Consider the following 12,129-nt stretch of genomic DNA (forward strand, 5'->3'; position numbering starts at 1 on the left):
CTCGCAGGAGGACTCATGGACACACCGGACAATAAACCACCGACCTTCTGGCAGATGCTTCATAGCGTGATGGCTGCCGCTTTTGGTGTGCAGAGCGGCAAGAACCGCACGAGGGACTTTACCCATGGCAAGCCCAGCCATTTTGTGGTGCTGGGGATTGTGTTTACCGCCGTATTTGCCCTGACACTCTTTGCCATCGTCAAGCTCGTACTGCTTATGGCCGGGGTATAGGCCCGATTATTTCAACAGCATCTGCAGGCTGAAGGGATATTGGTAGGCCGCAGGCTTGCCCTGGGCCGAGAGTTCACGAAAATTCACGCCATCGCCCTCATGACCACGCTTGTCCAGCAAGCGCTGGGCCTGGGGCTCGTCAATCAGTTGGAACAACTTCACCTGCCGCTCGCGCTCGCCAGGGTCTTGGATGCCCACGCCCCTGGCGTCGTCGTGCAGCAGCACCATGGCCCAGCCACCGACGGTGAAATGCCCGGCCACCAGCGCACTGATTCGTCCCTGCAGGCGCGCTTGCAGGACGTCAGGAGAACTGTTGATCGCGCTGAACAAAACCTCCTTGCCGGGCGTGCGCCCGCTGCCATTCAAGGCCTGCATGGCCCCCAGGGCCATTTCATCATTGGCCGACCAGACCAGCGTGGCCTGCGGGTAACGCTTGAACATCAAGGTTGCTTGATCAAAGGCGCGCTGGCGGTTCCATTCGCCATAGACCAACTGGCGCAAATGAACTTCAGGGTGTTCGCGCAAGGCGCGCTGCAGTCCCTGCTCGCGCGCCTGTGCGGTCGGCGTGTTCTTGGCACCGGAAAACGCCAGCAAGTCCAGGGTCGTGCCGGCCGGGACAGGCCCGTGCTGGCGCAACAACTCCTTGAGCATCAGGTAACCGCCCTCCTCATCATTGGCGGTGATGCTGCCCATCCAATTGGGGTACTTGCCAGCGTCCAGCAGTTGCACCTGATCGGGTGTCAGGGCGTTATTGACAATCAGCAACTTGACCTGGCTGCCCTGGGCCATCCGCAGGATCTGCGGGGCGATGTACTGCTCGTTGACCAGCACCAGGTAATCCGGGGACTGTGGGCCTTGCAGCGCTTCACGAGCCTGCTGCAGGGTATTTTGCGGGTCACGCTCGGAATAGCGCACACGCAAATCCAGGCCGAGGTCCTTGGCCGCGGCCTGCATGAATTGCGCATAACTGACCCAGAAGGTTTCAGTGGACATACCTGGGTTGAGAAACACCACTGACGTGGCATGGGCCATCGCCCCGAACATCATCCCCACCCACCACAAGCACCCGCAGATAACCTTCGACATTTCTGCCCGAACCCTGAGAATTGACAGATCATAATAGTGGCAATAAGCCTTTTGATCTTGGCTATTTATCAGCAGGTCGGACAGTTTTGTGCGATCAGTTCCCTCTATTGGTGGCTGACCCAGAACACAGCGGCTGAAACCACCAGGATAATCAGAAACAGAATCGCCCAGGCGTCCACGGTACTGTCAGGTTTACGGGCTTTGGTTGGATTGCTCATCGCATCGCCTCTTGTCGGTTTTATAGGTGATTGCACTAAGACTCGACCACAGTAAAGATCATGCTTTCCCGCATGACAAGTGTGGGTATCGCGATAACTGTTCTCATTAGTCGATTTGGTTCTTTGCATATACTAAAACATCACTTTTGCGCATAAACGCAAGCTGGTATCGTGCGCCGGCTCCGTTGGGAGTGCGCGGCCGTGCGCGCAGATTTGCCGAGAACAGGACCTATATGTACGTATACGACGAATACGATCAGCGCATCATCGAGGACCGCGTCAAGCAGTTCCGTGATCAGACCCGACGCTATCTGGCAGGTGAACTGAGCGAAGAAGAGTTCCGCCCTCTGCGCTTGCAAAATGGCCTTTATGTTCAGCGCTTTGCGCCGATGCTGCGGGTCGCCGTGCCTTACGGCCAACTGACTGCGCGCCAGACACGCATGATGGCCAAGATCGCCCGAGACTTCGACAAGGGCTATGCCCACATCAGCACCCGCCAGAACGTGCAGTTCAACTGGCCGGCCCTGGAAGACGTGCCGGACATCCTGGCTGAATTGGCCACCGTGCAGATGCACGCCATTCAGACCAGCGGTAACTGCCTGCGCAACGTGACCACCGACCAGTTCGCCGGCGTAGCCGCCGATGAAGTGATCGACCCGCGCCCGTGGTGCGAGATCGTTCGTCAGTGGACGACGTTCCACCCAGAATTTGCCTACCTGCCGCGTAAGTTCAAGATCGCCATCAATGGCTCGACTTCCGACCGCGCCGCGATCGAAGTCCACGACATCGGCCTGGAACCGGTGTACAACGCCGCTGGCGAACTGGGCTTTCGCGTGCTGGTCGGTGGCGGCCTAGGCCGTACGCCGGTGGTCGGCGCCTTCATCAATGAATTCCTGCCGTGGCAAGACCTGTTGAGCTATCTCGACGCCATCCTGCGTGTGTACAACCGCTATGGCCGTCGTGACAACAAGTACAAGGCGCGCATCAAGATCCTGGTCAAGGCCCTCACCCCCGAGGTGTTTGCCCAAAAGGTCGACGCCGAGATGGAACACCTGCGCGGCGGCCAGACCACCCTGACCGAGGCCGAAGTGCATCGCGTGGCCAAGCACTTTGTCGACCCGGACTACAAGGCCCTGGGCAACCAGGACGCCGAACTGACCGCACTCGACCAGCAGCACCCAGGCTTTGCCCGCTGGCGCACCCGCAACACCCTGGCGCACAAGCAGCCGGGCTATGTGGCGGTGACCCTGTCGCTCAAGCCTACCGGTGTTGCACCGGGCGATATCACCGACAAGCAACTGGACGCCGTCGCCGACCTGGCCGAGCGCTACAGCTTTGGCCAACTGCGCACCTCCCACGAGCAGAACATCATCCTCGCGGACGTTGAGCAGAGCCAACTGTTCACCCTGTGGGGCGAACTGCGCGAAGGCGGTTTCGCTACGCCGAACATCGGTCTGTTGACCGATATCATCTGCTGCCCGGGCGGCGACTTCTGCTCCCTGGCCAACGCCAAGTCGATTCCGATTGCCGAATCGATCCAGCGCCGCTTCGACGACCTGGACTACCTGTTCGACATCGGCGAGCTGGACTTGAACATCTCTGGCTGCATGAACGCCTGTGGTCACCACCACGTCGGCCATATCGGCATCCTCGGGGTGGACAAGAAAGGCGAAGAATTCTACCAAGTGTCCCTGGGTGGCAGCGCCAGCCGCGATGCGAGCCTGGGCAAGATCCTCGGCCCATCCTTCGCCCAGGAAGCCATGCCTGACGTGATCGGCAAGCTGATTGACGTCTACGTCGAACAGCGCACCGAAGATGAGCGTTTCATCGACACCTACCAGCGCATCGGCATTGACCTGTTCAAGGAGCGCGTCTATGCAGCGAATCATTAAGAACAACGAAGTCGTCGACGAAACCTGGCACCTGCTGCCCAAGGATGCGGCGTTCGATGGTGTCTCCAACTGCGACGACCTGATCGTGCCATTGGCCCTGTGGCGTGAGCATGGCCACGCCCTCAAGGCCCGCGATGGCGGCCTGGGTGTGTGGCTGGACGCCGATGAAGAAGCCGAAGAAATCGGTGATGACGTGCAACACTTCCAGGTCATCGCCCTGAACTTCCCGGCCTTCACCGACGGGCGCAACTACTCCAACGCGCGCCTGCTGCGTGACCGTTATGGTTACAAGGGCGAGTTGCGGGCGATTGGCGATGTACTGCGCGACCAGTTGTTCTACCTGCACCGCTGCGGTTTCGATGCCTACGCCTTGCGCGCCGACAAAGACCCGTACGAAGCGCTGGAAAGCCTCAAGGATTTCTCGGTGACATACCAGGCCGCTACAGATGAGCCATTGCCGCTGTTTCGGCGGCGCTAGATACCTTCTGTAGGATGTAGGAGCGAGCTTGCTCGCGAAGATCGTCAACGATAACGCATGCTTTCTGGATTAACGCGTTGCTCTTGAGTTCTTCGCGAGCAAGCTCGCTCCTACAGGGCTCTCCAGTGACGCCAGCACCCGCTCCTGCCCCATGGAACAAGGCACGCCTTCGGGTTGCGCCCGAACCGTCTCGATCACGCCTAGCAACTGTGCCTTGCTGTGCGCCAACTGCACTTGCATCGCCTCGATCTGCTGCACCTTGCGCTCCAATCCTTCAATCAGTTCCTCCCGCTTGTGCTCCCCCGCAACAGGCATCATCGCCTTGAGTTCCTGCAGGGTAAATCCAGCCTGCTGCGCGCTCTGGATCAATTGCAGCATCTGCAGTGCCTCGGGGGCATAGCGCCGATAGCCGTTGGCCTGGCGCCCCACCTGGCTGATCAGCCCTTGCGCCTCATAAAAACGGATACGCGATGCCGCCAGGCCACTTTGTTTTGCCAGCTCGCCAATATTCATCACTCGATCCCGCTTGACATTAAAGTTAACTTTAATCTTAGCCTGAGGCCTCCCTCGCTCAGGAGTCAACTCATGTCACCCTTCGAACCCTTGCAACTGCCCAACGGCCAAGTCATCGCCAACCGTATCGCCAAGGCCGCGATGGAGGAGAACATGGCCGATGCCAACCAAGCACCCTCCCCCGCGTTGAAGCAGTTGTACAAGGCCTGGGCGGACGGTGAGCCGGGCTTGTTGCTGACCGGCAATGTGATGGTCGACCGTCACGCCATGACCGGCCCCGGCGGCGTAGCCCTGGAAGACGAACAACACCTGGACAGCTTCCGCGAGTGGGCAGCGATTGGCCGGGCCAAGGGCATGCACTTCTGGGTGCAACTCAACCACCCAGGGCGCCAGACCATGGCCAATCTGGGCCAGCAAGCCTTGGCGCCGTCGGCGGTGCCCCTGGACCTGGGCGGTTTCTCGAAGATGTTCGCCAAACCCAGGGCGATGACCGAAGACGATATCCAGGACGTCATCACGCGCTTTGCCACTAGCGCACGCCTGGCCGAAAAAGCCGGGTTCAGCGGCGTACAGATCCATGGGGCCCACGGTTACCTGCTCAGCCAGTTCCTCTCCCCCTTGAGCAACCGGCGCAATGATCGCTGGGGCGGCTCGCTGGAAAACCGTGCCCGCCTGCTGGTCGAAGTGATCAAGGCCGTCCGGGCAGTGGTCAGCCCTGGTTTTTGCGTGGCGGTAAAACTCAACTCGGCGGACTTCCAGCGCGGCGGGTTTGATGCCGACGATGCGCACGGCGTTGTGACCATGCTCAACACCCTACCTATCGATTTACTTGAGCTATCCGGTGGCAGTTACGAGGCACCTGCAATGCAAGGTGAGGCACGCGATGGCCGAACCCTCGCCCGAGAGGCGTATTTCCTGGAGATGGCCACTGAGCTAGCAAAACAGGCCAACATGCCGGTGATGGTCACGGGAGGGATTCGCCGTTTGCCGGTGGTGCGACAGGTCCTGAACAGTGGCATCGCCATGGCCGGCATTGCCACGGCCTTGAGCCTGGAGCCGCAACTGATCAAGCAGTGGCGAGAGGGCCGCGACAGTCACCCGCAATTGCGCCCGATTGGCTGGAAACGCAAGGCGCTGGCATCCCTGGCGACCATGGCGGTGGTGCGCTATCAACTACGCCGGTTGAGCCAGGGCCGCCAGCCCAACCCGCGCGTCGCACCGCTGCTGGCGCTGATTCAAGACCAATGGTTCGCCGCCCGGCGCACACGGCAATATCGACTGGCGATGGCCAATCAAGCAGCCTGACCCTATGCAACAGACCCAGCCACCAGGACTGGGTCTGGTTGATCCGTCAGCCCTTCTGCTTCGCCACCCATTTGCCATAGGCATCGATGAACGCTTGCAGGAACGGCTTGGTTTTTTCCGACAGCTTGCCTGACTCATCGAACGCACTGCCTGCGCCACCCAGGTAGGCTTCCGGTTGCTGCATGCAGGGCACATCCAGAAACACCAGGGACTGACGCAAATGGTGGTTGGCGCCAAACCCGCCAATGGCCCCCGGCGACACACTGATGATCGCCCCCGGCTTGCCACTCCAGGCACTCTGGCCGTAGGGGCGTGAGCCTACGTCAATGGCATTCTTCAAGGCCGCAGGTACCGAGCGATTGTATTCAGGGGTAACGAACAGCACCGCATCGGACGCCGCCAACTGCTGGCGGAACGAGGTGTAGGCCGCAGGCGGCGTGGCACCATCAAGGTCTTCGTTGTAGAGCGGCAACTCGCCGATTTCGACGATGCTGAGCTTGAGGTTGGCCGGCGCCAATTGCGCCAATGCCAGGGCGACCTTGCGGTTGATCGACTCTTTTCTCAAGCTGCCGACCAGTACGGCAATCGTATAGACCTTGCTCATGGGGCTTTTCCGACATCTGACTAAAGGAGCCTGTAGTTATAGAGCCTTCGCCGGCCTATCACCAGCGGGTTTTGCCCAACTGGCGGTTGTTTTGCGCCGAGATCTGCCTATAGGAAAAATAAGCAGAACATCAGCGAATAGTATTTTTCCTATGTAGGTAAACTACCCGCCTTAATGACGGTCTACAGAACCGCAAATCGGTGTTTTTCTCCAGAGGTTCTAAACAGATGGCAGCAGTACTTGTCGGACAATTCCATGCCCGCGACGCGGAAGGCCGCGTTTATTCAGTGCATGAATTTCAGGAGTCCACCTCGTCAGACGGCGGTTCAGAACCGGTAATTTCCTACAAGCTGGCGATTGGTGACCGGGTCAACAAGGTCGATGACAACACCTTTGTATTGGTTCAATCGCAGGTCTCCCTGACCCGCGAACCCGAAAACACGCCTATTTGATAAGGCTGTGCCTCCAGGCAGAAGTCATATGAGTGGACTTGGGTTAGGATTCACCCGGTGAATCCCTTACCTGCTGAACATGGACTTCATGCATGCGTTTACGTCATATCGAAGTGATTCAAGCCATTTTGCAGACCGGACACCTCGGCACTGCCGCCGAATGGTTGCAACTGGCTGTGTCCGATGTGGACGCCACCCTCAAGGACGCTGAACAGCAGTTGGGATTCATGCTGTTCGCCAGCGTCCGCGGGCGGTTGCAGGCCACCCGTGAAACCATGGCCATGCAGGCGCAGATCGCCCATCTCTACGAAGCCCTGGAGCCTATACAGCGCCTGGCCAGCAGCCTCAAGCACCATCATGCCCCACCGCTGCGCACGCTCTGTACACCGCCGTTGGCCAACCAACTGCTGCCGCAAAGCATTGCGTTGTTGCGCCGACGTTTCCAGGACACCCCCTGCAACCTGTCCAGCCAACCGACACGCGACATCGTCAGGAGCCTGCTGCTGCATGAGGCCGACCTCGGCCTGAGCCTGCATGACCCTGAGCACCCGCAAATCACCAGTACCGTGCTGGCCCAGGGCAAGTTGCAGTTGTTGGCACCCCATGGCTGGCTCAAGCCCCGGCAGAAATACATCGCCCTGCAAGAACTGGCCGGCCAGTCGATGATCGGCCTGGAGGGGCAAGACCCGTTGAGCCAGTGGCTGGACAGCAAGCTACAGGCCCTGCGACCGTTGCCGGTGATCCAGACACGGGTGCAGACCTACCAGATGATGCGCAGCATGGTCGAGGCCGGCGAAGGGTTGGCGGTGGTCGATCCATTCACCGCCAGCGGCGCGCGGGAGGCAGGCCTAGATACTTGCCCGCTGTCGCCGCCGATCCTGGTGAGCCTGTATGGACTGACGGTCAAGGACAGCAGCCCGAGCCCTGCGCTCAATGCGTTGCTGGAGATTGTCACGCAGAAGGCACAAGCCCTGTTGTCCCCGATCGGCTAAGCACGCACTCACAGTGGCCTTGCTACCGTGTAGGAGCGAGCTTGCTCGCTCCTACAGGGCCCTTGCCACAGCTGCAACTCAGTTGAACAAGCGATACCAGAAAATCGCCACTTCCCGCGTCTGCGGGTCAATCCCGCGATAACGCAGGTGGTCGATGCCACCCATCACATAGCCGCTGCGCTCGTATAGCCGGCACGCGCCCAGGTTGTTGTTCTGGGTCTCCAGCATCATCCCCGGCAGGTTTTTCTTGCGGCTCCAGAATTGCGCCACATCAAGCAAGGCCTTGGCCACACCATGTCGGCGGGCCGGCAGTACCACCGCCAGCTCATCAACATGGGCATACCCGTTCCAGTTGGTACTGACGACGATATGGCCAACCGGACGATCATCCAGGTAAGCCATGAACACCGCACTGTCGGCGGCATCGCGGTAGCTGGCGAATTCCTCGGGATCGATACCGTAGCATTTGCGATATGGCAGGATCTGCTCCACCGCCCATTGATCGACAGGCTTGCCCAGCTCTGGCGTGCCATACACGCACACCTCAAAGCTGAAATCATTACCCCATACGTAGGCGTCAAATCCCTCGTCGGCGACTCGCACACTGAGCCCCGGGTACTTCGGATTCACTACAGCTTGCATAACCTTCCTTAACACTTGATGCAATCGACGGTGTAACAACGACCGCTGCCGTCGTCTTCGTGTTGTAACCCATGCACATCGGCGACAAACCCGGGGAAACTGCTATCGAACTCCCGGGCAAAGGCCAGGTAGTCGATGATCGAACGCGTCGATTCAGTAAAGCGCTCCCCCGGCATGATCAGCGGAATGCCCGGCGGATAAGGCACCAGCATCACGGCAGCGATACGCCCTGGCAAGGCGTCGATGGAAACCGCCTCGACCTCGCCACGGACCAGTTGGTCATAGGCATCGGCCGGTTTCATCGCGATTTCAGGTAAAACGGTGTACATGCGCTTGAGGTGCTTGGCTGTGGCATTGCTGCGATAGCAGCCGTGCAACTGGTCGCACAAATCCTGCAAACCCAGGCCCTGATAGCGTGCCGGCCCTTGCTGGAATACCGACGGTAGGCAACTGGCCAGGCTGGTATTGGCGTCGTAACTGCGCTTGAACTCCAGCAATTCCGTCAGCAGGGTACTCCACTTACCTTTGGTAATACCCATGGAGAACAGCACCAGGAACGAATACAGCCCGGTCTTTTCTACGACCAGGCCACGTTCCCAAAGGAATTTGCTGACCACCGCCGCCGGAATCCCGCAGTCACTCAAGGCGCCACCCGCTGTCAGGCCAGGCATGACCAGGGTGACCTTGATCGGGTCGAGCAACACATAGTCTTCGGCGATATCCCCAAAGCCGTGCCAGTCGGCTTCCGGCTGCAACAACCAGTCAGCCGTCGCGACCCGGTCGATACCGGCCACCGAAGGCGGTTGCCAGATGGAAAACCACCAATCATCGGCGGCGATATGCTGGCGCAGATTGGCCAGGGCCCGGCGAAAGCTCAGGGCCTCATCGAACATTTCCTGGAGCAACGAACGCCCTGCCGGGCCTTCCATCATGGCCGATGCCACATCAAGCGAGGCGATGATGCTGTACTGCGGCGAGGTGGAGATATGCATCATGAACGCCTCATTGAAGCGATCACGATCCAATTGCCGCGCCCCACCGTCCTGTACATGGATCATCGAGGCCTGGCTGAATGCCGCCAACAATTTGTGCGTCGAGTGCGTTGTGAACACCAGCGGGCTGTCGGGCGTACGCGAAGTGCCCATGCCATAGCGCCCGGCGAAAAACTCGTGGAAGGCGGCATAGGCGTACCAGGCCTCGTCAAAGTGCAGCACTTCGACACTGTTGCCCAATTGCTGCTTGATCAACTCGGCGTTGTAACACAGGCCGTCATAGGTCGAGTTGGTCACCACCGCCAGCTTGACCTTGGGCTCGCGGCCACGGGTCAAGGGGCTGGCCTGGATCTTCGCGCGAATCGACTCGCGGCTGAATTCCGTGAGTGGAATCGGGCCGATGATTCCCAGCTCATTGCGCTCCGGGCACAAGTACAGCGGGATCGCCCCGGTCATGATGATCGAGTGCAACACCGACTTATGGCAATTGCGATCCACCAGCACCAGATCATCGCGCCCGACCATGGAGTGCCAGACAATTTTGTTCGCGGTAGACGTGCCATTGATCACGAAGAACGTGTGGTCAGCACCAAAGTTTCGGGCCGCGCGGGCTTCGGCTTCGGCCAAGGGGCCGGTGTGATCCAGCAGCGAGCCCAGCTCCGGCACCGACACTGACAAGTCAGAGCGCAGGGTGTTCTCCCCGAAGAACTGATGAAACGCCTGCCCCACCGGGCTTTTGCGATAGGCAACGCCACCACCGTGCCCCGGGGTGTGCCAGGAATAATTGGAATCGGCCGTGTGCTGCACCAGGGCCTTGAAGAATGGCGGCAACAGGCCATCGAGATAAGTACGCGCCGCGCGGGCCACCTGCCGGGCCAGGAACGGCACCGTATCTTCGAACAGGTAGAGAATGCCACGCAGTTGGTTGAGCTCGCTCATGGCATCGGCCGGGGCATTTTCCAGAGTGACTTGCTCACCCAGGGCAAAGATCGGCAGGTTGGGCGCACGCAGGCGCGCCAGGCGGATCAGCTCCACCATATTTTGCAGCAGATGGGTATTTTCCCCGGCGCCTTCAGCGGCGATCAACATGCATGCCAGGCCATGATGGGTCGAGGCCACCAACCGGCCTTCGGCGTAATCCATGGCGGAGAAAATGCTGAAACCCTCTTGCTCCAATTCCCGGGCGATTCCTCGGACCCGATCACCTGCAACGGTGTCAGCCTTGATGTCGCGGTGCACGATCAGGATGGGGAACTTCAGGTCTTTGTACATGAGGGCTTGGCGTCCTGAGGGCGATGTACTCAGGGTAGAAGCTGGGAGCGAATGTGGCGAATGAAGATAATAACTAATGTAGGAATGGGCTTGTGTGGGAGCGGGCTTGCTCGCGATAGCGGTGGGCCAGTAACGAATGCGCTGACTGTCACACCGCAATCGCGGGCAAGCCCGCTCCTACATTTTTGACCGCAATTTAGTGCTGGGTCAGTTGAGTCCACAACGCCGGCGCACCCGCCGATTTGGCGATGGCTTCCAGGCGTGCCACGTGCTCGGCCATGTCCTGCTCGCTGGCGCGGATGATGGTGGTGGCTTTGCGATCAGCCGGCAGGCGGCGGATTTCCGAAGGCCGGTTGCCCGAGCCTTCTGCCGAACCGTTGCCATCGGAGGCGTTACCCGCCAGGGACAGGCTGGTCTGCCCACCGGTCATGGTCAGGTAGACGTCCGCCAGGATCTCCGAGTCGAGCAAGGCGCCGTGCAATTCACGGCCGGAGTTGTCGACCCCATAACGCTTGCACAAGGCATCGAGACTGTTGCGCTGGCCCGGGTGGCGCTCACGGGCCATCATCAGGGTGTCGAGGATCGAGCAGTGACGGGTGATGTCCGCGCGATCCGCCTGGCCCATCAGGGCGAATTCGTTGTTGATGAAGCCAACGTCGAACGCCGCGTTATGGATGATCAGTTGCGCGCCGTTGATGAACTCGAAAAACTCATCGGCAACTTCCGCAAAGCGCGGCTTGCCCACCAGGAATTCGTTGGTGATACCGTGGACGCCAATCGCACCTTCGTCACTTTCCCGGTCGGGCTGCAGATACACGTGGAAATGCCGACCGGTGAGACGGCGGCCCATCAACTCGACACAACCGATTTCAATGATCCGGTGACCATCGGTCACCGGCATGCCGGTGGTTTCGGTATCGAGTACAACAGATCGGATGGCCATCAGGGTTCAGCTCTCAACGGTTCGGTGCATTTCAAGGGGCGAGATATTAGCACGCTCTATAACCGAAGCGACCCATGGCAGAAGCCCATGGGCGCGCACCCAACAGTTTTTTACAAGGTTTAGCAAACCTGCTGCTGTTTGCTACACGCGTCGTTGCTAGCCTGCGTGCCTCTCTCTGATGCGGAATACTCAGGTTCATGTTCAACATAAAATGGCTGTTCACGTTGTGCCTGTTCAGCGCCGCCAGTGTGCAGGCCACCAGCTTTGTCATGACGACTGACGCCCTGGTCAGCCTGTCGATGAGTGCCACCAAAGGCACCAGCAGCAGCTTCAAGGACGACAAAGTGGTGCTGGCGGCCAAGGCTGACGCCGCCTCGTTTGTCGCAAGCCAAGGTGAAATACGCGGCGTCCAGTTGGAATCGGCATTCCAGCACATTCGCCACACCCTGGTGGACTTACAGTGCACGGACGAGCAACTCGCCCGTGCAATCCTGATCCTGTGACCGATG

The 12,129-nt window shown here is 59.6% G+C and carries 13 protein-coding genes; 7 read left to right on the forward strand and 6 right to left on the reverse strand.

Annotated features, from left to right (window positions below):
* Positions 1 to 15 precede the first annotated feature (15 nt).
* The gene (locus BFQ03_RS10860; protein WP_032861196.1) at positions 16 to 231 is read left to right on the forward strand and encodes a DUF2970 domain-containing protein; all 216 of its coding nucleotides are present in this window, start codon (positions 16 to 18) and stop codon (positions 229 to 231) included.
* 6 nt (positions 232 to 237) lie between these two features.
* On the opposite strand, the gene BFQ03_RS10865 is transcribed toward BFQ03_RS10860, so the two are convergent.
* Positions 238 to 1,317, reverse strand: a complete 1,080-nt coding sequence (locus BFQ03_RS10865; RefSeq protein WP_032861198.1) for an ABC transporter substrate-binding protein — start codon at positions 1,315 to 1,317, stop codon at positions 238 to 240.
* 451 nt (positions 1,318 to 1,768) lie between these two features.
* Here BFQ03_RS10865 and BFQ03_RS10870 point away from each other — a divergent pair, with 451 nt between their 5' ends.
* Complete coding sequence (locus BFQ03_RS10870) at positions 1,769 to 3,427, forward strand: nitrite/sulfite reductase (RefSeq protein ID WP_065943059.1); 1,659 nt, start codon at positions 1,769 to 1,771, stop codon at positions 3,425 to 3,427.
* The gene (locus tag BFQ03_RS10875) at positions 3,411 to 3,905 is read left to right on the forward strand and encodes a DUF934 domain-containing protein (protein ID WP_032861201.1); all 495 of its coding nucleotides are present in this window, start codon (positions 3,411 to 3,413) and stop codon (positions 3,903 to 3,905) included. Before BFQ03_RS10870 ends, BFQ03_RS10875 begins: the two co-directional genes overlap by 17 nt.
* Positions 3,906 to 3,974: 69 nt before the next feature.
* On the opposite strand, the gene BFQ03_RS10880 is transcribed toward BFQ03_RS10875, so the two are convergent.
* Positions 3,975 to 4,418 (reverse strand): MerR family transcriptional regulator, encoded by a 444-nt coding sequence (locus BFQ03_RS10880; RefSeq protein WP_065943060.1) that lies wholly within the window; start codon positions 4,416 to 4,418, stop codon positions 3,975 to 3,977.
* Between the two features lie 72 nt (positions 4,419 to 4,490).
* Here BFQ03_RS10880 and BFQ03_RS10885 point away from each other — a divergent pair, with 72 nt between their 5' ends.
* Positions 4,491 to 5,723 (forward strand): NADH:flavin oxidoreductase/NADH oxidase family protein, encoded by a 1,233-nt coding sequence (locus BFQ03_RS10885; protein ID WP_065943061.1) that lies wholly within the window; start codon positions 4,491 to 4,493, stop codon positions 5,721 to 5,723.
* A gap of 46 nt (positions 5,724 to 5,769) precedes the next feature.
* Here BFQ03_RS10885 and BFQ03_RS10890 read toward each other — a convergent pair whose 3' ends face one another.
* Positions 5,770 to 6,327, reverse strand: coding sequence for an NADPH-dependent FMN reductase (locus BFQ03_RS10890; RefSeq protein WP_032861203.1), 558 nt, complete (start codon positions 6,325 to 6,327; stop codon positions 5,770 to 5,772).
* 227 nt (positions 6,328 to 6,554) lie between these two features.
* On the opposite strand from BFQ03_RS10890, the gene BFQ03_RS10895 reads away from it, so the two are divergent.
* Positions 6,555 to 6,779: a hypothetical protein gene (locus BFQ03_RS10895; RefSeq protein WP_065943062.1), complete on the forward strand. Its 225-nt coding sequence runs from the start codon at positions 6,555 to 6,557 to the stop codon at positions 6,777 to 6,779.
* A gap of 92 nt (positions 6,780 to 6,871) precedes the next feature.
* On the forward strand, positions 6,872 to 7,771 hold the full coding sequence (locus BFQ03_RS10900; RefSeq protein WP_065943063.1) for a LysR substrate-binding domain-containing protein: 900 nt from the start codon (positions 6,872 to 6,874) through the stop codon (positions 7,769 to 7,771).
* 78 nt (positions 7,772 to 7,849) lie between these two features.
* Here the strand turns inward: BFQ03_RS10900 and BFQ03_RS10905 are convergent, their stop codons facing one another.
* From BFQ03_RS10905 to dnaQ, 3 genes are all read right to left on the reverse strand, one after another.
* Positions 7,850 to 8,413 (reverse strand): GNAT family N-acetyltransferase, encoded by a 564-nt coding sequence (locus BFQ03_RS10905; protein ID WP_032861208.1) that lies wholly within the window; start codon positions 8,411 to 8,413, stop codon positions 7,850 to 7,852.
* A gap of 8 nt (positions 8,414 to 8,421) precedes the next feature.
* The gene (locus BFQ03_RS10910; protein WP_032861209.1) at positions 8,422 to 10,677 is read right to left on the reverse strand and encodes an Orn/Lys/Arg family decarboxylase; all 2,256 of its coding nucleotides are present in this window, start codon (positions 10,675 to 10,677) and stop codon (positions 8,422 to 8,424) included.
* A gap of 196 nt (positions 10,678 to 10,873) precedes the next feature.
* On the reverse strand, positions 10,874 to 11,614 hold the full coding sequence (gene dnaQ, locus BFQ03_RS10915) for a DNA polymerase III subunit epsilon (protein ID WP_175403896.1): 741 nt from the start codon (positions 11,612 to 11,614) through the stop codon (positions 10,874 to 10,876).
* A gap of 203 nt (positions 11,615 to 11,817) precedes the next feature.
* Here dnaQ and BFQ03_RS10920 point away from each other — a divergent pair, with 203 nt between their 5' ends.
* The gene (locus BFQ03_RS10920; RefSeq protein WP_065943065.1) at positions 11,818 to 12,123 is read left to right on the forward strand and encodes a DUF2388 domain-containing protein; all 306 of its coding nucleotides are present in this window, start codon (positions 11,818 to 11,820) and stop codon (positions 12,121 to 12,123) included.
* Positions 12,124 to 12,129: the final 6 nt, after the last annotated feature.

It is taken from the genome of Pseudomonas sp. 25 R 14, assembly GCF_900004755.1.
Lineage (GTDB): Bacteria > Pseudomonadota > Gammaproteobacteria > Pseudomonadales > Pseudomonadaceae > Aquipseudomonas > Aquipseudomonas brenneri.

What these genes read in the sequence shown, in the direction of transcription:
- BFQ03_RS10905 (WP_032861208.1), bottom strand. Translation starts at nt 8,413, where the DNA reads ATGCAAGCTGTAGTGAATCCGAAGTACCCGGGGCTCAGTGTGCGAGTC.
- BFQ03_RS10860 (WP_032861196.1), top strand. Translation starts at nt 16, where the DNA reads ATGGACACACCGGACAATAAACCACCGACCTTCTGGCAGATGCTTCAT.
- BFQ03_RS10920 (WP_065943065.1), top strand. Translation starts at nt 11,818, where the DNA reads ATGTTCAACATAAAATGGCTGTTCACGTTGTGCCTGTTCAGCGCCGCC.
- BFQ03_RS10900 (WP_065943063.1), top strand. Translation starts at nt 6,872, where the DNA reads ATGCGTTTACGTCATATCGAAGTGATTCAAGCCATTTTGCAGACCGGA.
- BFQ03_RS10865 (WP_032861198.1), bottom strand. Translation starts at nt 1,317, where the DNA reads ATGTCGAAGGTTATCTGCGGGTGCTTGTGGTGGGTGGGGATGATGTTC.
- BFQ03_RS10885 (WP_065943061.1), top strand. Translation starts at nt 4,491, where the DNA reads ATGTCACCCTTCGAACCCTTGCAACTGCCCAACGGCCAAGTCATCGCC.
- BFQ03_RS10910 (WP_032861209.1), bottom strand. Translation starts at nt 10,677, where the DNA reads ATGTACAAAGACCTGAAGTTCCCCATCCTGATCGTGCACCGCGACATC.
- BFQ03_RS10890 (WP_032861203.1), bottom strand. Translation starts at nt 6,327, where the DNA reads ATGAGCAAGGTCTATACGATTGCCGTACTGGTCGGCAGCTTGAGAAAA.
- BFQ03_RS10875 (WP_032861201.1), top strand. Translation starts at nt 3,411, where the DNA reads ATGCAGCGAATCATTAAGAACAACGAAGTCGTCGACGAAACCTGGCAC.
- BFQ03_RS10880 (WP_065943060.1), bottom strand. Translation starts at nt 4,418, where the DNA reads ATGAATATTGGCGAGCTGGCAAAACAAAGTGGCCTGGCGGCATCGCGT.
- BFQ03_RS10895 (WP_065943062.1), top strand. Translation starts at nt 6,555, where the DNA reads ATGGCAGCAGTACTTGTCGGACAATTCCATGCCCGCGACGCGGAAGGC.
- BFQ03_RS10870 (WP_065943059.1), top strand. Translation starts at nt 1,769, where the DNA reads ATGTACGTATACGACGAATACGATCAGCGCATCATCGAGGACCGCGTC.